Below are 24,133 nucleotides of genomic sequence, written 5' to 3'. Positions count from 1 at the left end.
CGCTATTTCATATTTCTCTGATTAATATAAGAATCTTTTTTTCTAACTCAAAGTATTTCAATAGCTTATTAGATAATTAAAATTTTCATCAGCTAAGGTTATTCTTTCTTTTAAACCTTTGTCTATGCTTATTATTGTGAGATCTATGATTGCGCATAAGATGTAATCAATACTACCCCGAATCTCTGCACCGTTTTATGCACCCGCGCCGGTCCCGCCGTCGCGGGCGCCCGTGCCTTAGGGAAACCATGGGGGTGGTGTAAGCATCGGATAATTTTTTGGAAATATTGTTTTATTTCATGGAGTAATGAAAGGAATAACACCATGTCAGGATTTCCCGACCATGAGGTCATTACAGCTTTGGTTTCCGGCCGGTATGCCGATCCGTTTTCATTATTAGGCATGCATCAGACCAGCGAAGGGCTGGTGGTGCGCGCGTTATTACCGGATGCCAGCGCGGTAACGCTTATTGATAAAAAAAATGGGCGCAAGATCACAGAATTAACCTGTGAAGACGACCGCGGTTTGTTTATGGCGCAATTAGGCCGGCGTAAAAAACCTTTTACCTATCAATTGGCCGTCACCTGGCATGAGCATACTTATATCATTGAGGACCCGTACCGTTTCGGACCGCTCTTGCAGGATATCGACAGCTGGCTACTGGCGGAAGGCACCCATTTACGTCCTTATGAACGTCTCGGCGCCCACCCGGACGAGCTGGACGGGGTGGCGGGCATGCGTTTTGCCGTTTGGGCGCCCAATGCCCAGCGGGTATCGGTGGTGGGCGAGTTTAATTATTGGGACGGCCGTCGGCATCCTATGCGCCAGCGGCGCGAAAACGGCATTTGGGAACTGTTCCTGCCTTCCGTCACCGTCGGCCAACTGTACAAATACGAAATCATCGACTGTCACGGACAAACGCGCCTGAAGGCCGACCCCTATGCCTTCGAGGCGCAAATGCGCCCGGAAACCGCGTCCCTGACCCGGGGATTGCCGCCGGTGATAGCGCCGGACGCGGCCAGGAGCGCGGCCAATACGTTCAACCAGCCGATTGCCATTTATGAAGTGCATTTGGGATCCTGGCGGCGCCACGCCGACAATAATTTCTGGCTCAGTTACCTGGAACTGGCGGAGCAACTGGTCGATTACGTCAAGTATATGGGGTTTACCCACATCGAGCTGCTGCCGATTAACGAGCACCCTTTTGACGGCAGCTGGGGCTACCAGCCGCTCGGCATCTATGCGCCCACCCGCCGGTTCGGCACCCCCGAGGATTTCCGGGTACTGATTGACGCCGCCCACCGGGCGGGCATCAACGTGTTGCTCGATTGGGTGCCCGGCCATTTCCCTGGCGACGAGTTCGGCCTGGCGAAATTCGACGGCACGTCGCTGTATGAGTACGCCGACCCGCGCGAAGGGCTGCACCAGGACTGGAATACGCTGATCTACAACTACGGCCGCAACGAAGTACGCAACTTCCTGGCGGGTAATGCGCTATTTTGGCTGGAAAGATACGGTATCGACGGTTTACGCGTCGATGCGGTGGCCTCGATGATCTATCGCGACTACAGCCGTCCTGCGGGGCAATGGGTGCCTAACCATTATGGCGGCAACGAGAACCTCGAGGCGATAGCCTTCCTGCGCTATACCAACCATACCGTGGGCACCCAGCGCGACGGCGCCATTACCGTGGCCGAGGAATCCACCTCATTTTCCGGCGTGACCGCGCCGCCGGAAAACGGCGGTCTCGGTTTCCATTACAAATGGAATATGGGCTGGATGAACGACACGCTGAAATATATGCAGCTCGATCCGGTTCACCGCAAATACCATCATCACCAGATGACGTTCAGCATGGTATACGCCTACAGCGAAAATTTCGTGCTGCCGCTGTCCCATGATGAAGTCGTGCACGGCAAACACTCCATCCTGAACCGCATGCCCGGCGATATGTGGCAAAAATTCGCCAACGTGCGCGCCTACTACGGTTTTATGTGGGGACACCCCGGTAAAAAACTGCTGTTTATGGGCAACGAGTTCGCGCAGCTGCGTGAATGGAACCACGACATGAGTCTCGACTGGCATCTGCTGGACGACCCGGACGGCATGCACAGCGGCGTGCAGCGGCTGGTGCGCGACTTAAACCAGTGCTATCGCACCCATGCGCCGTTGTATGAAGTGGATTATCGCTATAACGGTTTTGAATGGCTGGTGGCGGACGACAGCGAAAACTCGGTATTCGCTTTTCTGCGCCGCGACGCCAGCGGCGGCGAAATGATCGTGGTCAGCAACTTTACCCCGGTGCCGCGCCCCGGCTATCGCATCGGCATCCCGTCCCCCGGACGTTGGCGCGAGGTGTTGAATACCGACTCCCATTATTATAACGGCAGCAATATGGGCAATAGCGGCGAGCTGTACAGCGAACCTGTTTCCAGTCATCACCGGGAGCATTCGCTGCTACTGACCGTACCACCGCTGGCGACGATTTTCCTGGTACGGGAGAATTAATGGAGACGCTGTCCGCAGGTTCAGCCAGCCCCATGGGAGCCCGATTTGACGGCAAAGGCGTCAACTTCAGCCTGTATTCGGCCCATGCCGAGCGCGTGCTGTTGTGCCTGTTCGACGACAAAGGCGATGAACGGCAAATCGCATTGACGGCGCGCAGCGGGAATATCTGGCACGGCTACCTGCCGGGCGCCGGCCCCGGCCAGCGTTATGGCTATCGGGTACAGGGCCCGTTTGAGCCGCGAAAGGGACTGCGCTTTAATCCGGCCAAGCTGTTGATCGATCCCTGCGCCCGCGCGCTTGACGGCGCGGTCGGCGACCATCCGTCGCTGTATGACCCGGGCGACACGCCGGACGGGGCCGACAGCGCCGCGGCGGCGCCGAAAAGCGTGGTGGTGGATGAGCGCTATGATTGGCGTGACGATACGCCGCCCGCGACGCCCTGGGGCGAGACGGTAATTTATGAAGCCCATGTGCGCGGACTGACCCGGCTGCATCCCGGGATCCCGCAGGGGCTGCGCGGCACTTATGCCGGCCTGGCCCATCCGCTGATGACGGGGTATTTGCGGCAACTGGGCATTACCGCAGTCGAGCTGCTGCCGGTGCAGCAGCACGTGGACGAACCGCGTTTGCAACGCCTGGGGCTGCGCAATTACTGGGGATACAACGTGCTGGCGCCCTATGCGGTCGAGCCGGGCTATGCCTGCGGCCATCAGGATCTGTCGGCGCTGGACGAGTTTCGCGCCATGGTGCGCGCCCTGCACCAGGCCGGTATCGAAGTCATCCTCGACGTGGTGTTCAACCACAGCGCCGAGCTGGATTTGACCGGTCCCGTGCTGTCGCTGCGCGGCATCGACAACCCCGGCTGGTATTGGCTGGACGAACGCGGGGATTATCAAAACTGGACCGGCTGCGGCAATACGCTGCGCCTCGATAATCCCGATGTTACCGCCTGGGTGCTGGACTGCCTGCGCTTCTGGCGCGAGACGTGCCATGTCGACGGCTTTCGTTTTGATTTAGGCACGGTGCTGGGGCGCACGCCGGAATTCAACGCCAGCGCGCGGCTATTCGCCGCGCTGCAGGAGCATCCGGCGCTTAACGGCTGCAAACTGATCGCCGAACCTTGGGATATCGGCCCCGGCGGTTATCAGATCGGCGCTTTCCCGCCGCCGTTCGCGGAATGGAACGACCGTTTTCGCGACGATATGCGCCGCTTCTGGCTGCGCGGCGACCTGGCGCCGGGAGATTTTGCCCGCCGTTTTGCCGCGTCCAGCGACCTGTTCAACACGACCGGGCGCTTACCCTGCGCCACGGTCAATATGCTGACCGCCCATGATGGCTTTACCCTGCAGGACCTGGTCAGCTTCAGCGAAAAACACAACCAGGCCAACGGCGAGGATAACCGCGACGGCGCCTGGGATAACCATAGCGACAACCACGGCGTCGAGGGCCCCGACGCCGGACAGGATATCCGGGAGCGCCGCCGCCGCAGCCAGCAGGCGCTGCTGGCGACGCTGCTGCTGTCGCAGGGCACGCCGATGCTCCTGGCGGGGGACGAGTTCGGCCATAGCCAGCAGGGCAACAATAACGCCTATTGCCAGGATAATGAACTGACCTGGCTGGACTGGCCGCGCGCGGATGCCGGCCTGATAGGTTATACCGCCGACCTTATCAGCCTGCGCCGGCGTATTCCCGCCCTGATGGAGAACCGCTGGTGGCGTGAAAGCGACCCGCAAACGGTCGAATGGCTGAACGAGCATGGCGAGGCGCTGAGCGCCGGGGAGTGGGAGCGGGGAGAACATCGATTGCAGATCCGTCTGTCACGAGATTACCTGTTTGTGATCAATGCCACTACAAAAGCCTGCGAAATGACCTTACCTGAAGGGACATGGGCGCTGGCGGCACCGTTTCAGCGCCCAGGGCAACCGGATCCGGAGCGCCGCTTACCGCTGGCGGCCCGTACGGTTAATGTGCTGGTAAAACAATAATAAGGAGTCGGCGATGGTTAGGTATGAAGGTAGTGACCCGGTGATGCTGGCCAGACAATTGCCGATCCAAAGCGTCGCGCTGATCCTGGCGGGCGGACGCGGTTCGCGGTTAAAAGATTTGACGGCCAAGCGTGCCAAGCCCGCGGTTCATTTCGGCGGTAAGTTCCGTATTATTGATTTTGCGCTCTCCAACTGCCTGAACTCCGGTATCCGCCGGATAGGCGTGATAACCCAGTACCAGTCGCATACCCTGGTGCAGCATATCCAGCGCGGCTGGTCTTTCCTCAACGAGGAGATGAACGAATTTGTCGATCTGCTGCCGGCGCAGCAGCGTTTTGCCACCGAACACTGGTATCGCGGCACGGCGGACGCGGTATCGCAAAACCTGGATATCATCCGCCGCTACCGCGCCAAATACATCGTCATCCTGGCGGGTGATCATATCTATAAAATGGATTACTCCCGCCTGCTTATCGATCATGTGGAAAAAGGCGCCAAATGCACCGTGGCCTGCCTGCCGGTGCCCCGCATGGAGGGCAGGGACTTCGGCGTCATGGCGGTCGATGATGAATACCGGGTGCTGGACTTTGTCGAAAAACCGCCGGAACCGCCGGCCATGCCCGGTTTCCCGGATCTGGCGCTGGCCAGCATGGGCATTTATGTCTTTGATGCCGACTATCTCTTTGCCCTGCTGGAAGAGGATATGCGCACCGAAGGCTCCAATCATGATTTCGGCAAGGACATTATCCCGAAAATCACCGCCCTGGGCGAAGCCTGGGCGCATCCGTTCACCCTGTCGTGCGTCTCTTCCGCCGACGATGACCAAACCCCGCCCTACTGGCGTGACGTGGGCACGCTGGACGCGTACTGGCGGGCGAATCTGGATCTGGCTTCGGTAACCCCGGAACTGGATATGTACGATCAAAACTGGCCGATACGCACGCATATGGAACCGCTGCCGCCGGCCAAATTTGTTCAGGATCGCGCCGGTAACCACGGCGTGACCCTGAACTCACTGGTTTCCGGCGGTTGCATCCTTTCCGGTGCGCATGTCACGCACTCTGTACTGTTTCCCCGCGTGCGCGTTAATTCGTTTTGCACGCTGGACGGCGCGGTAATTTTACCGGATGTGATCGTGGGACGCTCTTGCCGATTGCGGCGGTGCATTATCGATCGTGCCTGCGAAATACCGGAAGGCATGGTGATCGGTGAAAACGCCGCGGACGATGAACGACGATTCTATCGCTCTGAGGAAGGAATCGTGCTGGTAACACGTAAGATGCTGGCCAACGTCAATTAGGAAGATCTGTAGCCATCAGTCAAAAAATAATAGGCCTTAACAGGAGCGATAATGCAGGTTTTACATGTGTGTTCTGAACTGTTTCCCCTACTGAAAACCGGGGGACTGGCAGATGTGGTCGGGGCATTACCCGCGGCTCAGATTGTGGAAGGGGATGACGTGCGGGTTTTATTGCCGGCGTTTCCGGATTTGCGCAAAGGTATCCCGGATACCCGCGTGGTTAATGAATTCGACGCGTTTTCACGCCGCGTCAAACTGTTATATGGTCGTTTCAACGGCGTCGGCATCTATCTTATCGATGCCCCCGATCTTTACGATCGCCCCGGCAGCCCTTACCATGACCAGGATCAGTATGCCTATATGGATAACTATCTGCGGTTTGCGCTATTGGGCTGGGTCGGCGCCGAAATGGCCAGCGGACTGGACCGGGCCTGGCAACCGGATATCATCCAGGCCCATGACTGGCACGCCGGCCTGACCTGTGCTTACCTGGCGGCCAAGGGACGACCGGCGAAATCGGTGTTTACGGTGCATAACCTGGCTTACCAGGGATTGTTCAACGCCCGACACCTGCCGGAGCTGGGCCTGCCGGATGAGTTTTTCCACACCTACGGCATGGAGTTTTTCGGCCAGATCTCCTATCTGAAGGCCGGGCTGTTCTATGCCGATCACGTCACCACCGTCAGCCCCACCTACGCCCGGGAAATCACCCAGCCGGCCTACGGCTACGGTATGGAAGGGCTATTGGCGTCGCTGCAGTCCCAGGGACGGCTGACCGGCATCCTCAACGGGGTGGACGATGCCATCTGGAATCCGACCCATGACGCCATGCTGTCCACGCGCTATAACCGTGATGTGCTGGAGGCGAAAGTCAACAATAAGCGTCATCTGCAGACCGCCATGGGCCTGACGGTGGACGAAAAGGTCCCGCTGTTCGCCGTGGTCAGCCGCCTGACCAGCCAAAAGGGGCTGGATCTGGTGCTGGAAGTCCTGCCGGACCTGCTGGAGCAGGGCGGCCAGCTGACGCTGCTCGGCGCCGGCGACGCCAACCTGCAGCAGGGGTTCCTGGCGGCGGCGGCGGAATATCCCAGCCAGGTGGGGGTACAGTTAGGGTATCACGAGGCGTTTTCCCACCGCATTATCGGCGGCGCGGACGTGATTATGGTGCCGAGCCGGTTCGAGCCCTGCGGCCTGACGCAGCTCTACGGCCTGAAATACGGTACCCTGCCGCTCGTACGGCGCACCGGCGGGCTGGCGGACACGGTGACCGACAGCTCGCTTGAGAACCTTTCCGACGGCATCGCCAGTGGTTTTGTTTTCGAAGATGCCACCGCCAGCGCGTTGCAGCGGGCTATCCGCCGCGCTTTTGTGTTATGGTCAAGGCCTGCCCTGTGGCGTTATGTCCAGCGTCAGGCGATGGGTTTAGATTTCAGTTGGCATGTCGCCGCCCGGGCTTATCAGTCTCTTTATCAACGCTTGTAGATATTCACTGATTGGGAATGAATGCCATGAACTCTCCGTTTATTTATGCTTCACCCACCCTCAGCGTGGAAGCGCTGAAACATTCGATTGCCTATAAGCTGATGTTTACCATCGGTAAAGATCCTTCCGCCGCCAATAAGCATGAGTGGCTGAACGCCACGCTGCTGGCGGTACGGGATCGTATGGTGGAGCGGTGGTTGCGCTCCAATCGCGCCCAACTGTCGCAGGACGTGCGCCAGGTCTATTACCTGTCGATGGAGTTTCTGCTCGGCCGGACCTTGTCCAACGCGCTGCTGGCGATGGGGATTTACGACGATACCAAGGCCGCCCTGGAGGATATGGGGTTCGAGCTGGACGATCTGCTGGAGGAAGAGAACGACCCGGGGTTAGGCAACGGCGGGCTGGGGAGGCTGGCGGCCTGTTTCCTCGATTCCATGGCGACGCTGGCGCTGCCGGGACGGGGTTACGGCATTCGTTATGAATACGGTATGTTCAAGCAGAATATTATCAACGGGCAGCAGGCGGAATCGCCGGATTACTGGCTTGAATACGGCAATCCCTGGGAGTTTCCCCGTCATTCCACCCGCTATAAGGTCCGCTTCGGCGGCCGCGTGCAGCAGGAGGGGGCGAAAACCCGTTGGGTGGAGACCGAGGAAGTGCTGGCCTGCGCCTATGACCAGATTATTCCCGGTTTCGATACCGACGCCACCAACACCTTAAGACTGTGGAGCGCCCAGGCCAGCAATGAAATCAACCTGGGCAAATTCAACCAGGGCGATTATTTCGCCGCCGTGGAAGATAAAAACTATTCTGAAAACGTTTCCCGGGTGCTCTATCCGGATGATTCCACCTATTCAGGCCGCGAATTGCGCCTGCGCCAGGAATACTTTTTAGTCTCCGCCACCATGCAGGATATTCTCACCCGTCACTGGATGATGCATCAGACCTTCGACAACCTGGCGGATAAAATCGCGGTGCATCTCAACGATACCCACCCGGTGCTGTCGATTCCCGAGCTGATGCGGCTTTTGATCGACGAGCATAAATTTACCTGGCAACAGGCATGGGACGTGGTGGGCAAGGTATTCTCCTATACCAACCATACCCTGATGAGCGAAGCGCTGGAAAGGTGGCCGGTGGACATGCTGGGCAAGATCCTGCCGCGCCAGCTGCAGATTATCTTTGAAATCAACGATCATTTTTTAACCGGCGTGCAGGAACAATTTCCCGGCGACAGCGCCCTGCTGTCACGCGTGTCGATCGTTGATGAACATGACGGGCGGATGATACGCATGGCCTGGCTGGCGGTGATTGCCAGCCATAAGGTCAACGGGGTATCGGAACTGCATTCCGACCTGATGGTGCAATCGCTGTTTGCCGATTTCGCGCGCATCTATCCCGACAAGTTTTGCAATAAAACCAACGGCGTCACGCCACGCCGCTGGCTGGCGCTGGCGAACCGGCCGCTGTCGGCGGTGCTGGACGACGCCATCGGCCAGATGTGGCGTACCGATTTAAGCCAGCTGGAGGAAATCAAATCCCATATCGATTTCCCGGCGTTTATCCAGGATGTGCAAAAGGCCAAGCTGGAAAATAAAAAGGCGCTGGCTCTCTATATGGCCAAAGAGCTTAATGTGGTGGCCGACCCGGCGGCGTTATTTGATGTGCAAATCAAGCGTATCCATGAATATAAGCGCCAGTTGATGAATGTGCTGCACATTATTACCCGCTATAACCGGATTAAACAGGATCCCGATGCCGACTGGGTGCCGCGGGTGAATATCTTTGCCGGCAAAGCGGCCTCGGCCTATCATATGGCCAAGCAGATTATCCATTTAATCAACGATGTGGCCACGGTGATTAATAGCGATCCGCAGGTGAAGAACCGCTTGAAGGTGGTATTTATTCCCAACTATAGCGTCAGCCTGGCGCAGCTGATTATCCCGGCGGCGGATTTATCGGAACAGATCTCCCTGGCGGGCACCGAAGCTTCCGGCACCAGTAATATGAAGTTCGCGCTTAACGGCGCGCTGACCATCGGCACCCTGGACGGCGCCAATATCGAGATGAGCAGCCGCATGGGCGAGGAAAACATCTTTATCTTCGGCAATACCGCCGAGCAGGTGGAAGCGCTGCGTCGCGACGGTTACAACCCGCGCCAGTTCTATGAGCAGGATGCGGAGCTTAACCAGGCCCTGACCCAGATCGCCACCGGCGTATTCAGTCCGGGCGAGGCCAATCGCTACCGTAATCTGTTCGATACGCTGGTGAATTTCGGCGATTATTACCAGTTGCTGGCGGATTATCGCAGTTATGTCGATACCCAGGATCGGGTGGACCAGCTTTATCAGCAGCCGGAGGAGTGGACAAGGCGGGCGGTAATGAATATTGCCAGTATGGGCTATTTCTCGTCGGACCGGACCATCCAGGAATATGCCGATGAGATATGGCATGTGAAGCCGATCCGGCTGTAGCGGAGCAAGCGACAGGCTGTCACCGTATTGACGTCTACAGGGACACGCGGAGCTGGCGTGTTTATGGCCTGGCGGCGCTGATCATTTCTCTATAAACAGCGCTCCAGGGCGATCAAACAAGGCCGCGTCGTTACGCGGCCTTGTTGCTTAAAATGCGCTGGCCGAATCCGGCCGCCCTTGCCTAGGAGGCCAGCGACAGCTTCCTCCCGCCGCGCGCATGATGGGCCAGCCATTCGCTCACATGCTGTTTTTCGCCGTCATCAAGCCACATGCCGAGTTTGGTGCGGCGCCAGATGGCGTCTTCAAGGGTAACCACCCATTCTTTTTCCACCAGGTAATGCAGCTCCGCCTCGTACAATTCGTGGCCGAAATGCTCGCCAAGGTCGGCGAACGTGGCCGCGCCTTTCAGGATCTGCTCGCTTTGGGTGCCGTAGGTGCGGCTGTAGCGGCGTGCCAGGCTTTCGGTCAGGAAGGCGTATTTGCGCCGCAGCTGGGCGGCATAATCGTCGCGGCTGCCGTTAAAATCGCCGCCCGGCAATACCGCCCCTTTGGTCCAGGCGCCGTAGGCGTCAGGATAATATTTATGCAGCTTTTCCAAAGCGTGTTCAGCCAGTTTGCGGTAGGTGGTCAGCTTGCCGCCGAACACCGATAGCAGCGGGGCCTTGCCGTGGTCGTCGGTGACCGCGAGGGTATAGTCGCGGGTCACCGCCTGCGGCGAGTCGGACTCGTCATCGCACAGAGGACGCACGCCGGAATAGGACCAGACGATGTCCGCGCGGCTGAGCGGCTTCTTGAAATGCGCGTTATAGACGTTAAGCAGGTAATCCGTCTCGCCGTCGTCGATATGCACCGCTTTCGGATCGCCGTGGTATTCCACGTCGGTGGTGCCGATGATGGAGAACTCGTCCAGCCAGGGAATGACAAACACGATGCGGTGGTCTTCATTTTGCAGGATATAGGCGTGCTGGCCGTTATGCACGCGCGGCACCACGATATGGCTGCCTTTGATTAAGCGTATACCGTACTGGGAGGGCAGCTTCAGGCTGTCGTCGATAAATTCCTTTACCCATGGGCCGGTGGCGTTGGCCAGGCCCTTGGCCTGCCAGGTCAGGGTCTGGCCGGTAATCACATCCTGCGCTTCCACCGTCCACAGGCCGTTCTCGCGCCAGGCGCGGGTTACTTTGGTGCGGGTGCGCACTTCGCCGCCCTTGGCGACCACCTCCTGCGCGTTCAGTACCACCAGCCGGGCATCGTCCACCCAGCAGTCGGAGTATTCAAAACCGCGCACGATGGAAGGCTTGAGGATGGAATCCGCGCCGAAACGCAACCCTTTACTGGCCGGCAGGCTGGTGCGTTTGCCCAGATGATCGTACATAAACAGTCCGATGCGGATCATCCAGGCCGGCCGCAGATGCGGCCGGTGCGGCAGACGAAAGCGCATGGGGAAGGCGATATGCGGCGCCATCTTTAATAGCACCTCGCGTTCCGCCAGCGCTTCGCTGACCAGGCGGAACTCATAATGCTCGAGATAGCGCAGGCCGCCGTGAATCAGTTTTGAACTGGCGGAAGAGGTCGCGCAGGCCAGGTCATCCGCCTCAAGCAGCAGCACGGATAAGCCGCGCCCCGCTGCGTCTGCCGCGATGCCGGCGCCGTTAATGCCGCCGCCGATCACGATCAAGTCTTTGGTTTCCACGTTACCTTCCTCCAGGTGCTCGTTACAGTTCTTTTATTTTCGTTTTCGCTCATAATTGTAATCGAAAACCAACATCAGCGCCAAGGCCCATGCTGAAAAAAACGTCTATGCGTGACGCAGGTAACAGTTTATGTTTACACTATGTGGAAAAAACGTTAACAAGCGAGGCGACGCAGGCGATGGAACACTTCGAGGCAATAAGCGTGGAACAGGCGTATGAACGCTGGCGGCAGGGCGACGCGATTCTGGTGGATATCCGCGATCCGCAGAGTTTTGCCGTCGGCCATGCGCCGGGGGCGGTTCACCTTACCAACGAAACCCTGGGCGCGTTTATGCAGCAGACGGACTTTACCCGTCCGGTGATGGTGATGTGCTATCACGGCAACAGCAGCAAGGGCGCTGCGCAGTACCTTCTGCAACAGGGGTTTAACGCCGCCTATAGCATAGACGGTGGTTTCGATGCCTGGCAGAAAGCGTTTCCCTCCGACGTCGCCACCCCGACGGCAGGCTGACCCGCGCCAGGCGCCGGCGTTTCCCTGCGCGGGCGCCGCTTTTTTCAGCGGGCGATAATCACCGGTGCGTCGATTGTGACGCGCTCGCGATTATCCCTGCCCGCAAGCGGATACTGTTCCCCTTCTTATCAAAACCGTTCATTTTCCCCGTAAGCAAAAAACCCTGCGGCCGTTGATGCCATGATGGGGGATGCCGCAGGGAACATGTTATGATAGTAATCAGCTGATTATCGCGCCGCGGGCGCTATGCCAGCGCTATGCCAGCACGATATCGCCGGTCTTGCCGGCGCCCGAACATCATGATTAAAGGACTCGCCCCACGCTATGATTCGTGTAACGACCCTGTCCAATGCCCGCCTTGCCCAGGCTTTTATCGACTATATGAAAACCCAGGGCGTGACGATTGAAATGCAGCAGCAAGGCAGGATAGCCGAGCTATGGCTTGCAGATGACGCGGAGCTGGCCCGGGTAGAGGCCGCGCTGGAAATCTTTCTGCTGGACCCGACGCACCCACGTTACCAGGCGGCCAGCTGGCGCACGGGCAGCGCCGAGCGCGGGCAGTTTCATTATCAGCGCACCGCCTGGCTGCCGGCGCTGCGCAGCCAGGCGGGGCCGCTGACCCTCGGCGTGTTGTTATGCTGCGTCCTGGTGTTTATTTTAATGAACGTCCTGGGCGATGATGTCGTTATGTACTGGCTGGCGTTTCCCGCCGGTCCGTCGCGCTACCTGCAGGTATGGCGCTGGGTAAGCCATATTTTGTTGCATTTTTCGTTACTGCATTTATTGTTCAATATAGTGTGGTGGTGGTATCTCGCCAGCGCGGTGGAAAAATACCGCGGCGTGACGACCCTGGCGATATTGACCCTGGTCTCGGCGGTGGTCAGCGGCCTGGTGCAATCCCATTTCAGCGGCGCCCTGTTCGGCGGTCTTTCCGGCGTGGTGTATGCCTTGATGGGGTATGTCTGGTGGTATGGCGAGAAAAACCCCAACGGCCCGCTGATGATGCCTCGCGGTGTCATTGTGTTTGCCCTGCTGTGGCTTATCGCCGGTTATTTCGATATTTTCGGCATTGCCGTGGCTAATGCCGCCCATGTGGCGGGGCTGGTTATCGGATTATTAATGGCTTTCTGGGATACGCGCCATGCGATTGGTCGCCGGCGATAGGGTTCAGGCAGCAGAGGATTTAACGTGAAGCAAACGCAGCGGCATGATGCCATTATTGAATTGGTACGGCGGCAGGGTTATGTCAGTACCGAAGAGTTGGTGGAGCATTTCTCGGTCAGCCCGCAAACCATCCGGCGCGATCTGAACGATTTGGCCGAGCACAATAAGATTCATCGTCATCATGGCGGCGCGGCGTTGCCGTCCAGTTCGGTGAATACGGCCTACCAGGATCGCAAGATCATGTGGTCGGCGGAAAAAGCGCGCATCGCCCAGCGGGTAGCCAGTCAGATACCGGACGGCGCCACGCTGTTTATCGATATCGGCACCACCCCCGAGGCGGTGGCCCATGCCTTGCTGAACCATAAGAACCTGCGGGTGGTCACCAATAACCTCAATGTCGCCACGCTGCTGACCGCCAAAGAGGATTTCCGCCTGATCCTGGCCGGCGGTGAGGTGCGCACCCGCGACGGCGGCATTATGGGCGAGGCCACGCTGGATTTTATTTCCCAGTTCCGCCTGGATTTCGGCATCCTCGGCATCAGCGGCATCGATATGGACGGATCGCTGCTGGAGTTCGATTATCACGAAATGCGCACCAAGCGGGCGATTATCGACAACTCGCGCTGCGTTATGCTGGTCACCGACCATTCCAAATTCGGCCGCAACGCCATGGTCAACCTGGGCAAAATGTCCCTGGTGGATTTTCTGTTTACCGACGAGCTGCCGCCGCCGAGCGTAATGAGCATTATCGAACAGTCCGAGGTTAAGCTGGAGCTGTGCTGAGGGCAGGATGCCCCGTTCCGCCAGGCCGCGCCATCGTGGGCGCGGGCCGCTTGCCGGCCCCGGCGCGCCGGTCGTTTTAACCGGCCGCGCGCCACGGTAGATTATTTTTTCGCTAATTAATTAAAATTTTTTGCCAGCGCCCCTCTTTTTAACGCCCTTGACTATTCTTTGATCATAAACGAACAAACCCCGTTGTTTTACGATAACTTATAACATGGGTCCGTCGCTCCCGCGACGGCCGCCCGGTAGAGATATCCCGTGAATATGACAGTCCGCGCAGGCTGTCGGCCCGTTTCCGGCGTTGACCCACTTTTATCAACAGGATAGAGACGCTTTTATGCCAAAAATGAAGCTTGATAAAGTCGCCTTTCAATCGGCCCTGGACCGCCAGTGGCAACGTTTAGGCCTGCAGGAAGCGCAGGAAATGACCGCCTATCAATGGTGGCACGCGGTCAGCGCGGCGGTGAATGAATTAATCTCCCGGCAGCCGGCGCGTCAGCAGGACCAAAAAAATCCAAGGCACGTCAACTATCTCTCCATGGAATTCCTGATTGGCCGCTTGACCGGCAACAACCTGATTAACCTGGGCTGGTACGATACGGTGAAAAAGGTGCTGGGGGGCTACGGCATCGAGCTTACCGACCTGCTGGAGCAGGAGATCGACCCGGCCCTGGGCAACGGCGGACTGGGGCGTCTGGCGGCCTGTTACCTGGATTCCATGGCGACGGTGGGGCAAGATGCCACCGGCTACGGCCTGGATTATCAGTACGGCCTGTTCCGCCAGCATTTTGCCGCGGGCAGGCAATGCGAAACGCCGGATGACTGGCAGCGGGAACAGTATCCCTGGTTCAGGCACAACCCGGCGCTGACGGTGCGGGTGGGGCTGGGCGGCAAACTGGTGAAAAATGAGCAAGGCGGCGTGAACTGGGAACCGGCGTTTACCCTCAACGGCGAAGCCTGGGACCTGCCGGTGGTCGGCTATGAAAACGGCATCATCCTGCCGCTGCGCCTGTGGCAAGCCACCCATCCCCATCCCTTTGACCTGGGGCTGTTTAACGACGGCAAGTTCCTGAAAGCGGAGCAGGCCGGCATCGACGCCGCCAAGCTGACCAAGGTGCTGTATCCTAACGATAATCACCTGGAAGGCAAACAGCTGCGCCTGATGCAGCAATATTTCCAGTGCGCCTGCGCGGTAGCCGATATCCTGCGCCGCCACCATCTGGCGGGCCGGACGATCCAGAGCTTGCCTGATTACGAAGTCATCCAGCTCAACGATACCCATCCCACCATCGCCATCCCTGAAATGCTGCGCGTGCTGCTTGATGAACATCAGCTTTCCTGGCAGGACGCCTGGGCGATTACCTCGCGCACTTTCGCGTATACCAACCATACCCTGATGCCGGAGGCGCTGGAGCGCTGGGACGAAAAGCTGGTACGCGCCCTGCTGCCGCGCCATTTCGACATTATCAGGCAGATAGACCGCGAATTTAAGAAAGTGGTGCGGCAGCGCTGGCCGGATGATAAAGAGATATGGCCGAAGGTGGCGGTGAACTATGACAAACAGGTGCGCATGGCCAATCTGTGCGTGGTGTGCGGTTTTGCGGTTAACGGCGTAGCCGCCCTGCATTCCGATCTGGTGAAAACCGACCTGTTCCCGGAATACTTCACGCTCTGGCCGGAAAAATTCCATAATGTCACCAACGGCATTACGCCGCGCCGCTGGCTGAAGGCGTGCAATCCCGCGCTTGCGAAGCTTATCGACGCCACCATCGGCAAGGGCTGGGTGACCCGGCTGGAAAAACTCAGGGAGCTGGAACCCTATGCGGACCAGACGGAGTTCCGCCAGCGCTTCCAGCAGATCAAGCGCGACAATAAGCACTACCTGGCGGCGAAAATCAGGCAATTGACCGATATCACCGTCAACCCGGAAGCGCTGTTCGACGTGCAAATCAAACGGCTGCATGAATATAAACGCCAGCATCTTAACCTGCTGCATATCCTGTCGCTTTATCGCCAGCTGCGCGATAACCCGGCGCTTGATATCGTGCCGCGCGTGTTTTTGTTCGGCGCCAAGGCCGCGCCGGGCTATGCCCTGGCCAAGAATATTATTTATGCCATCAATCAGGTGGCGGAGAAGATCAACAACGATCGTAAGATAAACGATCGGCTTAAAGTGATCTTCCTGCCCGATTACCGGGTATCGGTGGCGGAGTGGATGATCCCGGCGGCGGACCTGTCGGAACAGATTTCCACCGCCGGCAAGGAGGCGTCCGGCACCGGTAACATGAAGCTGGCGCTTAACGGCGCGCTGACCATCGGCACCCTGGACGGCGCCAATGTGGAAATTGCCGAACAGGTCGGCGAGGAGAATATATTCATCTTCGGCCTGACCGACCCGGAGGTCAAAGCGCTGCTGGCCGGGGGGTATAAACCGGCTCAGTACCTGAAAAAGGATAAAGCGCTGAAAGGCCTGCTGACCGAGCTGGGCAGCGGTGTTTTCAGCCATAAGCATAAACATGCGTTCGAACCGCTGCTGCACAGCCTGCAGGAGGGCGGCGATCCCTACCTGGTGCTGGCGGATTTCGCCGCGTATTGCGAGGCGCAGCGGCGGGTGGATGCCCTGTTCCGCCGTCCGGACGACTGGACGCGCAGCGCGGTGCTGAATACCGCCCGGGTAGGGTTCTTCAGTTCGGACCGTTCGATACGCGATTATCAGCAACGCATCTGGCAAGCAAAACGTTAAGGAGTTTTGATGGATCCCAAGGTATTGGAGCGGTCCGCCGGACGGGCGGGAATTATTCCGGAATATGTGGATGCCTGGGGACAGCGCAAAATCATCAGCGAGGAGACCAAGCGGCAGCTGCTGGCCGCCATGGCGGGGTTAAGCGACGATGCCGATCGAACGGCGGCGCTGCCGCCGGTGTGGGTGGTCAGGACCGGCCAAGAACGACCGCTGCCGGTGACGCTTGCGCAGCCGGCCGGCTGGGAGCTTATCGAGGAATCGGGCCGCCGCCATCAGGGCGGGACGGTGGATGGCCACGTGGCGTTGCCTGCCGCGCTGCCGCCCGGCTATCACCGGCTCACCCTGCGCGCCGGCGACAGCCAATGGTCCTGCCAGATTATCGTGGCGCCGCCGCGCTGTTATGAACCGCCGGCGCTGCTGGCGGGGCATAAGCTCTGGGGCGCCTGCGTGCAGCTGTATACCCTGCGTTCGCGCCATAACTGGGGCATCGGCGATTTCGGCGATTTGGCCTTGATGATCGAGGGCACCGCGCGCCACGGCGGCGCCTTTGTCGGCCTGAATCCTATCCATGCGCTGTATCCCGCCGCGCCCGGCTGGGCCAGCCCCTATAGTCCGTCCTCCCGGCGCTGGCTCAATATCCTGTATATCGATGTCGGCGCGCTGGAGGACTTCCAGCAAAGCCCGGCGGCGCAAGAGTGGCTGGCATCGCCGCGGACCCAGCAGCGCCTTGCCGCCCTGCGCGCCGATGAGCTGGTGGATTATCCGCAGGTGACGGAATGCAAGCTGGCGGCGCTGACCCACGCTTATGCGCAGTTCAACACCCGCGCGCCCGATGACCCCGAGCGGCGGGCATTTAGCGGGTTTATCCACGACGGCGGCGACAGCCTGCGCCAGCAGGCCACCTTCGATGCGCTCCACCGTTACCTGACCCGCGAGGGCCATCCCTCGGCGGGCTGGCAGCAGTGGCCGCCGGAGTATCAGCAGGCTGACGGCGCCGCGGTGCGGGAATTCTGTCAACGGCACGAAAACGAAATCCTGTTTTTCAGCTGGCTGCAATGGCAGGCCGCGCGCCAGTTCGACGCCTGCTTTCGCCTGAGCCGGCGTCTGGAAATGCCCATCGGCCTGTATCGCGATCTGGCGGTCGGCGTGAGTGAAGGGGGCATGGAGACCTGGAGCGATCGCACGTTGTATTGCCTGGCGGCCTCGGTCGGCGCGCCGCCGGACAAGTTGGGACCGCAGGGCCAGAACTGGTGCCTGCCGCCGCAGGACCCGAACGTGCTCATCGCCCGGGCCTATGAGCCGTTTATCGCGATGCTGCGTGCCAATATGCGCCACTGCGGCGCGTTGCGTATCGATCATGTCATGTCGCTCCTGCGGCTGTGGTGGATACCGCGCGGGCAGACGGCGCAGCACGGCGCTTACGTGCAATATCCGGTGGATGATTTGCTGGCGGTGCTGGCGCTGGAAAGCCACCGGCAGCAGTGCATGGTTATCGGCGAGGACCTGGGTACCGTGCCGCGCGAAATCACCGGTAAACTGCAGGCCGCCGGCGTGTACTCCTACAAGGTATTGCTGTTCGAGCGTACCGACGCCACCCATTTCCGCCCGCCCGATGAATATATGGCGCAGGCCATGGCCACCCTGACCACACACGATCTCGCCACCCTGCGCGGCTTTTGGCAGCAGGAGGATCTGCGGCTGGGACGGGAACTGAAAATCTACCCCTCGCAGGAGGTGTATCAGCTTTTGCTGGACGATAGGCAGAAAGCGCGTCAGGCGCTGCTGGCGGCCCTGCACGCCTGGAAATGCGTACCGGCAAAGATGAGCGCCAATGCGGACCGGGTGATGATGTCGCCATTGCTGAACCGCGGGCTGCACCGCTACGTGGCGCGCAGCAATTCGGCGCTGTTGGGGCTACAGCCCGAGGATTGGCTGGATATGGCGCTGCCGGTCAATGTGCCGGGCACCACCGATCAATATCCGAACTGGCGGCGTAAGCTGACGCGGGAGGTGGACGAAATGTTTGACGACCCCACCTTGATGCGCCTGCTCAGGGAAGTAGATCGCCTGCGCAAGGCAGCGATAGGCAATACGCCGACGGGTGAGCGGTAAACGCAGGTTATACAGTGGCGCTCAGGCGCCGTGCGGCGGGTAAAAAGGGGCTTGGGCAGGGATGCGCCGGCCCGTCGCAGCGGACCGGTAATTCACGGTAAGGCCGACGGCCGCGCCGCCGTTAATAGAACGAGTGCTCGCCGCGCTGGTGCTCGGTCAGATCGCGCACGCCTTTTAGCTCGGGGAATTTTTCCAGCAGCTCTTTTTCAATGCCTTCCTTCAGGGTGTAATCGACCATGGAACAGCCGTTGCAACCGCCGCCGAACTGCAGGATAGCCAGGTTATCGTCGGTGATTTCCATCAGAGAAACCTGGCCGCCGTGGCCTGCCAGCTGCGGGTTGATTTGCGATTGCAACACATATTCCACCCGTTCAATCAGCGGCGCGTCGTCGGAGACTTTACGCATCTTGGCGTTTGGCGCTTTCAGGGTGAGCTGCGAACCGAGCTTGTCGGTAACAAAATCGATTTCCGCATCCACAAGATAAGGCGCGCTGAGCTCATCGACATACGCATTGATTTTCTCGAACTTCAGCTCGGTATCGGTGGCTTCAACCGCGTCGGGAGGACAATATGACACGCCGCATTCCGCATTCGGCGTGCCTGGATTAATGACAAATACACGAATCTGGGTGCCAGCTTCCTGATTGGCCAGTAATTTAGCAAAATGTTCCTGGGCAGCATCGGTAATCCGGATCATATCATTCACTCAATAGTTGACTAATCTAGTCGGTTATAATACTCCCATTAACCTGAGCACTACAAGGTCCGGCAAACTGACCAGACCTGCACCGCCCTGGCCTGTCGGGCCAGCAGGAGATGGGTAATTTCGTCCATGGTGCTGCCGGTGGTGACCACGTCATCCACCAGCGCCACGGTCTTGCCGGCCACATCGGCATGGCAGGCAAAGGCGCCGCGCAGGTTGCGCCTGCGGGCGCCGGCATGCAGCGTTTGCTGCGGCGCCACGGCGCGGGTGCGCTCCAGTCCCTGGCTGAGGTATTCCACGCCCAGCCAGCGCGCCAGCGGCCGGGCGAGAAGATCTGTTTGATTATAGCCCCTGCGCCAGTGGCGGTAAGTATGCAAAGGCACGTTTAGTACAAGATCCGGCTTATCGCGCCCGTACAAATGGCGTTCTTCCTGCCAGCGCAACACCAGCAGGCGGGCGAGCACGCGCGCAAGCCCGGTGCCGCCCTGGTATTTGAGTTTTTTTACCAGCCGGCTCAGCGGCGGCCGGTAATCAGCGACATACAGCAATGATTGCCACGGCGGCGATTTCAGCACACAGCGTCCGCAGCAAAGCCTGCGGCTTCCGGCCGGCAGCCCGCAGCGCGGGCAGCAGGTCTCGCGCCGGTTAAGCAGGTGGCCGGCGCAGCACCGGCAAATTCCCTGGTGGCTAAACCATAATGGCTGTTGGCATAGCCAACAAAGGGCGTTGATTGTTAGCATGGGAGGTCCTCCATAACCTGGGTACCTGGAACTATAACTGATGACATCTCTCTATTGGCATACCCTCGGCAGCGGTTCTGTTGATCTTGTGCTGCTGCATGGCTGGGGCCTGAACGCCGGCGTCTGGTCTTGCATCGAAGCGCGGCTGTCGCCGCATTTTCGCCTGCATCTGGTGGATCTGCCGGGCTACGGCCGCAGCCAGGGTTATGGGCCGTTGTCCTTGCAGCAGATGGCGCAGGAAGTGGCCGCCGGAGCGCCGGAGGGCGCGTGGTGGCTGGGCTGGTCGCTGGGCGGCCTGGTGGCGGCGCAGGCGGCGCTGGCGCGCCCGGATCGGGTCGCCGGCCTGATTACCGTCGCCTCGTCGCCCAGGTTCAGCGCCGGCGACCAATGGCCGGGCATCAAACCCGAGGTGCTGGCGGGTTTTGCGCAGCAGCTAAGCCAGGATTTTCACCGCACGGTGGAGCGTTTCCTGGCCCTGCAAACCCTCGGCACCGACACCGCCCGCCAGGATGCCCGCCGGTTAAAGCAGGTGGTGCTTGAGCACCCGCTGCCGCCGGTGGCGGTATTAACCGGCGGGCTGGAGATCCTGCGCACCGCGGATTTGCGCGCGCAGCTTGACGCGCTCGATCTGCCGCTGCTGCGTCTGTACGGCTATCTGGACGGACTGGTGCCGCGCAAGGTGGCCGCGCTGCTGGACGCGCGCTGGCCTCATAGCCGCGGCGTGGTGATCCCCAAAGCCGCCCACGCGCCCTTTATTTCCCATCCCGATTTGTTTTGCCAATACATTATCGACTTTGCCGGCGGGAAAACACTTCCTGACGCCAGGTGAAAAGGATTAAACAAAAACTCTTCTATAGTTAGTGGCACGTTCCACCGTAAAAGAGATGAAGGAATACCGATGAAGACGATAACCTTTATGGCAATGACACTGGCCGGCACGCTATTTACCCTAAGCGCCCTGGCGGCGGAAGAAATTACCCCGCAGGAGGCCAAGGAAAAAGGCTACGAGAAAATTGCCACCGTGCATACCACCGCCAAGACGACCTCGCCGATGGATGCCAAGGCCATACTCTCCAAACGGGCGGATGAAAAAGGCGGTAAATATTATGTCATTATCGCCGGCCGCCAGCATGGCAGGTTCAGCGCTACCGCCGATGTCTATAAATAAAGACTGACGCCCCGGGCCGGGCGCGGCCAATAAATTCCATCCTGATCCGGTAGCGGTCTTCACGCTGATACCGGTTTTTTTTTGTCTTTTTCCGCCGCGGGGCGGCACAACGCATTCGTTACCCTTACGCTAACGATTGACCGCCGGGGTTAATTGATGAGCCCATCTTGACCGCCTTACACTCCCTCTACCGTTTATGACCACTGTCCCATGTTGCGACAGTTTATGAACCGAGGAGGTCAATAATGCCGCTTCATCAAGCGTCCCCCAGAGTCTGGGATACCCGCCGCACTGAAAAGAAACGCCGGCTGGAGCAGGTTCGCGCTATAGCCGACGGCAAGGTGTTGCCCACCGACGCCATTACCGCCGTGCTCGAAGCGCTGATCCTGCCCGGCGATCGGGTGGTGCTGGAAGGCAATAACCAGAAGCAGGCTGATTTTTTATCGCGCATGCTGGCGAAAGTCAGCCCGCAAAAAATCCACGATTTGCATATGATCATGCCCAGCGTCAGCCTGCCGGAGCATTTGGATCTGTTTGAGCAGGGCATTGCCCGCAAATTGGATTTTGCCTTTTCCGGCTCGCAAAGCCTGCGCATTTCTCAATTGCTGGAAGACGGGCAGTTGGAAATCGGCGCTATTCACACCTATATCGAGCTTTATGCCCGCCTGTTTGTCGATTTAGTGCCTAATGTCGCGCTGATTGCCGGTTTCAAGGCCGACCGCAAAGGCAACCTTTATACCGGCGCCAGCACCGAGGATACCCCGGCGCTGGTGGAAGCGACGGCGTTTAAGGACGGCATCGTTATCGCCCAGGTGAATGAACTGGTGGATGACGAAAATGATTTGCCGCGCGTCGATATTCCCGGCTCCTGGGTTGATTTTGTGGTGGTGGCGGACCGGCCGTTCTTTATCGAACCGTTGTTTACCCGCGATCCGCGTTTAATCAAGCCGGTACATGTGCTGATGGCGATGATGGCGATCAAAGGCATCTACGCCAAACACCAGGTGCAGTCCCTTAACCACGGCATCGGGTTTAATACCGCAGCCATTGAGCTATTGCTGCCGACTTACGGCGAGCAGTTGGGCCTGAAAGGCAAAATCTGCCGGCACTGGACCCTGAATCCCCATCCGACGCTGATCCCGGCCATTGAAAGCGGCTGGGTGGAAACGGTGCACTGTTTTGGCGGCGAATTAGGCATGGAAGAATATATCCGCGCCCGTCCGGACGTCTTTTTTACCGGCGCCGACGGTTCGATGCGCTCCAACCGCGCCTTCTGCCAGCTGGCCGGTCAATATGCCGTGGATATGTTTATCGGCTCCACCCTGCAGATCGACGGACTTGCCAATTCTTCCACCGTAACCCGCGGTCGGCTGTCCGGTTTCGGCGGCGCGCCGAATATGGGCCATGATCCTCACGGCCGGCGCCACGCCACCCCGGCCTGGCTGGATATGATCGAAGAGCCGGACCCGATGCTGCCCGGCCGCAAGCTGGTGGTGCAAATGGTGGAAACCTATCAGGCCGGCGCTAAACCGTCCTTTGTGGAAAAACTCGAGGCGGTGGAGGTCGGCAAAGGCGCCGGCATGCCGCTGGCGCCGGTAATGATTTATGGCCAGGACGTCACCCATGTGCTGACCGAGGAAGGCATCGCCTATCTCTACCGCGCGCGTTCGATGGAGGAACGTCGGGCCATGGTGGCGGCGGTGGCGGGCATCACCGATATCGGCCTGGGCGTCGACGCCAAACGGGTGGACGATCTGCGCCGCCGCGAGCTGGTGGTTTATCCGGAAGATATGGGCATCCGTCGTTCCGACGCCAGCCGTTCCTTATTGGCCGCCGGCAGCATTGCCGATCTGGTCGAGTGGTCCGGCGGCTTATATCAGCCCCCGGCTAAATTCCGGAGCTGGTAATGAACGCCTTGCCCTTAGGCCAGCCGTACGATGCCGAGGCGCGGGCCGCCGCCCTCGCGGCGCTTGCCGTAACGGCGTTGATCGAGGAAGCGCGCCTTAGCCCGAAACCGGGCCTGGTGGACAGCCGCGGTCCCGGGGCGCATCAGGATTTGAGCCTGGCGCTGATGGAGCGCTCGGCGCATAGCCTGCGGCCGACGTTTTACCGCCTGGCGCTGCACAGCTGGCAACGCCCGCCCGATATGGCGCTGCGCCAGGAAATCGGCCGGCTGGGGCGGATGGGCGAGCGGCATATGATGAGCGCCACCGGCGGCGTCAATACCCATCGCGGCGCGATCTGGGCGTTGGGATTACTGGTCAGCGCCAGCGCCATGCTGGGGGGCCGGGGAACGGCGGCGGACATCGCCGCCCACGCGGCGCGGCTGGCCGTACTGCCCGACGCCGCGCAGCCGAAAAGCTTCAGCAAGGGGCAGCGGGCCACGCAGCGCTATCAGGTTCCCGGCGCGCGCGAAGAGGCCATCGGCGGATTTCCCCATATCACCGACCGGGCGTTGCCGCAGCTGCGGCGCAGCCGGCTGGCGGGCGCCGGTGAGCCGCAGGCCCGGCTGGACGCGTTAATGGCCATTATGACCACCCTGACCGATACCTGCGTGCTGAGCCGGGGCGGCATGGCGGCGCTTGCCGCCATGCACCGGGGCGCGGCGGCGGTATTGGCGGCGGGCGGCACCGGCAGTCCGGCCGGACGCGCGGCGCTGGCCGCGCTCGAGCGGCGCATGCTGGCGGATAACGCCTCGCCGGGCGGCGCGGCCGACCTGCTGGCGGCCACGTTTTTCCTCGATTGGGTTAGCGCCTGATCATCTAC

Annotated in this window: 17 protein-coding genes; 14 read left to right on the top strand and 3 right to left on the bottom strand. The window is 59.6% G+C overall.

Annotation, left to right across the window (positions count from 1 at the left end; translation table 11 throughout):
• Positions 1-324 precede the first annotated feature (324 nt).
• The 5 genes from glgB to glgP are packed head-to-tail and all read left to right on the top strand — an operon-like array spanning position 325 to position 9,749.
• A complete protein-coding gene (gene glgB, locus ACL2XQ_RS24210) occupies positions 325-2,508 on the top strand; it encodes a 1,4-alpha-glucan branching enzyme (RefSeq protein WP_413721587.1) in 2,184 nt (727 codons plus the stop codon).
• Positions 2,508-4,493, top strand: a complete 1,986-nt coding sequence (gene glgX / locus ACL2XQ_RS24205; RefSeq protein WP_413739771.1) for a glycogen debranching protein GlgX — start codon at positions 2,508-2,510, stop codon at positions 4,491-4,493. The genes glgB and glgX overlap by 1 nt, the downstream gene beginning before the upstream one ends.
• A gap of 13 nt (positions 4,494-4,506) precedes the next feature.
• Positions 4,507-5,793 (top strand): glucose-1-phosphate adenylyltransferase, encoded by a 1,287-nt coding sequence (gene glgC / locus ACL2XQ_RS24200; protein ID WP_410013201.1) that lies wholly within the window; start codon positions 4,507-4,509, stop codon positions 5,791-5,793.
• Positions 5,794-5,844: 51 nt separating this feature from the next.
• Complete coding sequence (gene glgA / locus ACL2XQ_RS24195) at positions 5,845-7,275, top strand: glycogen synthase GlgA (protein WP_410013202.1); 1,431 nt, start codon at positions 5,845-5,847, stop codon at positions 7,273-7,275.
• 26 nt (positions 7,276-7,301) lie between these two features.
• Positions 7,302-9,749: a glycogen phosphorylase gene (gene glgP, locus ACL2XQ_RS24190; protein ID WP_410013203.1), complete on the top strand. Its 2,448-nt coding sequence runs from the start codon at positions 7,302-7,304 to the stop codon at positions 9,747-9,749.
• 181 nt (positions 9,750-9,930) lie between these two features.
• Here glgP and glpD read toward each other — a convergent pair whose 3' ends face one another.
• Positions 9,931-11,442, bottom strand: a complete 1,512-nt coding sequence (gene glpD / locus ACL2XQ_RS24185; protein WP_410013204.1) for a glycerol-3-phosphate dehydrogenase — start codon at positions 11,440-11,442, stop codon at positions 9,931-9,933.
• A gap of 179 nt (positions 11,443-11,621) precedes the next feature.
• On the opposite strand from glpD, the gene glpE reads away from it, so the two are divergent.
• The 5 genes from glpE (at position 11,622) to malQ (ending at position 18,756) form a co-directional block, all read left to right on the top strand.
• Positions 11,622-11,954 carry a thiosulfate sulfurtransferase GlpE gene (gene glpE, locus ACL2XQ_RS24180; RefSeq protein ID WP_410016707.1) on the top strand — a complete coding sequence of 111 codons (333 nt, stop codon included), beginning with the start codon at positions 11,622-11,624 and terminating at the stop codon, positions 11,952-11,954.
• A 324-nt stretch (positions 11,955-12,278) separates the two neighbouring features.
• Entirely contained in the window at positions 12,279-13,118 is an 840-nt protein-coding gene (glpG, locus tag ACL2XQ_RS24175) for a rhomboid family intramembrane serine protease GlpG (protein ID WP_410013205.1), read from the top strand.
• Between the two features lie 24 nt (positions 13,119-13,142).
• A complete protein-coding gene (locus tag ACL2XQ_RS24170) occupies positions 13,143-13,901 on the top strand; it encodes a DeoR/GlpR family transcriptional regulator (protein WP_410013206.1) in 759 nt (252 codons plus the stop codon).
• 337 nt (positions 13,902-14,238) lie between these two features.
• A complete protein-coding gene (gene malP / locus ACL2XQ_RS24165; RefSeq protein ID WP_413739770.1) occupies positions 14,239-16,644 on the top strand; it encodes a maltodextrin phosphorylase in 2,406 nt (801 codons plus the stop codon).
• A 9-nt stretch (positions 16,645-16,653) separates the two neighbouring features.
• Positions 16,654-18,756, top strand: a complete 2,103-nt coding sequence (malQ, locus tag ACL2XQ_RS24160; RefSeq protein WP_410013208.1) for a 4-alpha-glucanotransferase — start codon at positions 16,654-16,656, stop codon at positions 18,754-18,756.
• A 121-nt stretch (positions 18,757-18,877) separates the two neighbouring features.
• On the opposite strand, the gene nfuA is transcribed toward malQ, so the two are convergent.
• On the bottom strand, positions 18,878-19,453 hold the full coding sequence (gene nfuA, locus ACL2XQ_RS24155; protein WP_410013209.1) for a Fe-S biogenesis protein NfuA: 576 nt from the start codon (positions 19,451-19,453) through the stop codon (positions 18,878-18,880).
• Between the two features lie 59 nt (positions 19,454-19,512).
• Complete coding sequence (gntX, locus tag ACL2XQ_RS24150; protein ID WP_413727583.1) at positions 19,513-20,199, bottom strand: DNA utilization protein GntX; 687 nt, start codon at positions 20,197-20,199, stop codon at positions 19,513-19,515.
• 40 nt (positions 20,200-20,239) lie between these two features.
• On the opposite strand from gntX, the gene bioH reads away from it, so the two are divergent.
• The 4 genes from bioH (at position 20,240) to ACL2XQ_RS24130 (ending at position 24,125) form a co-directional block, all read left to right on the top strand.
• The gene (bioH, locus tag ACL2XQ_RS24145) at positions 20,240-21,028 is read left to right on the top strand and encodes a pimeloyl-ACP methyl ester esterase BioH (RefSeq protein WP_413727584.1); all 789 of its coding nucleotides are present in this window, start codon (positions 20,240-20,242) and stop codon (positions 21,026-21,028) included.
• A gap of 69 nt (positions 21,029-21,097) precedes the next feature.
• Positions 21,098-21,367 (top strand): DUF1471 domain-containing protein, encoded by a 270-nt coding sequence (locus tag ACL2XQ_RS24140; RefSeq protein WP_410013212.1) that lies wholly within the window; start codon positions 21,098-21,100, stop codon positions 21,365-21,367.
• Positions 21,368-21,612: 245 nt separating this feature from the next.
• A complete protein-coding gene (mdcA, locus tag ACL2XQ_RS24135) occupies positions 21,613-23,274 on the top strand; it encodes a malonate decarboxylase subunit alpha (RefSeq protein ID WP_410013213.1) in 1,662 nt (553 codons plus the stop codon).
• Positions 23,274-24,125, top strand: coding sequence for a triphosphoribosyl-dephospho-CoA synthase (locus ACL2XQ_RS24130; RefSeq protein ID WP_410013214.1), 852 nt, complete (start codon positions 23,274-23,276; stop codon positions 24,123-24,125). Before mdcA ends, ACL2XQ_RS24130 begins: the two co-directional genes overlap by 1 nt.
• The last annotated feature ends 8 nt before the right edge of the window (positions 24,126-24,133 follow it).

Source organism: Sodalis sp. RH14, from assembly GCF_047324285.1.
GTDB lineage: Bacteria > Pseudomonadota > Gammaproteobacteria > Enterobacterales > Enterobacteriaceae > Acerihabitans.
Note: the sequence above shows the minus strand (reverse complement) of the source record. Positions and strands in the feature narration are given on the sequence as shown.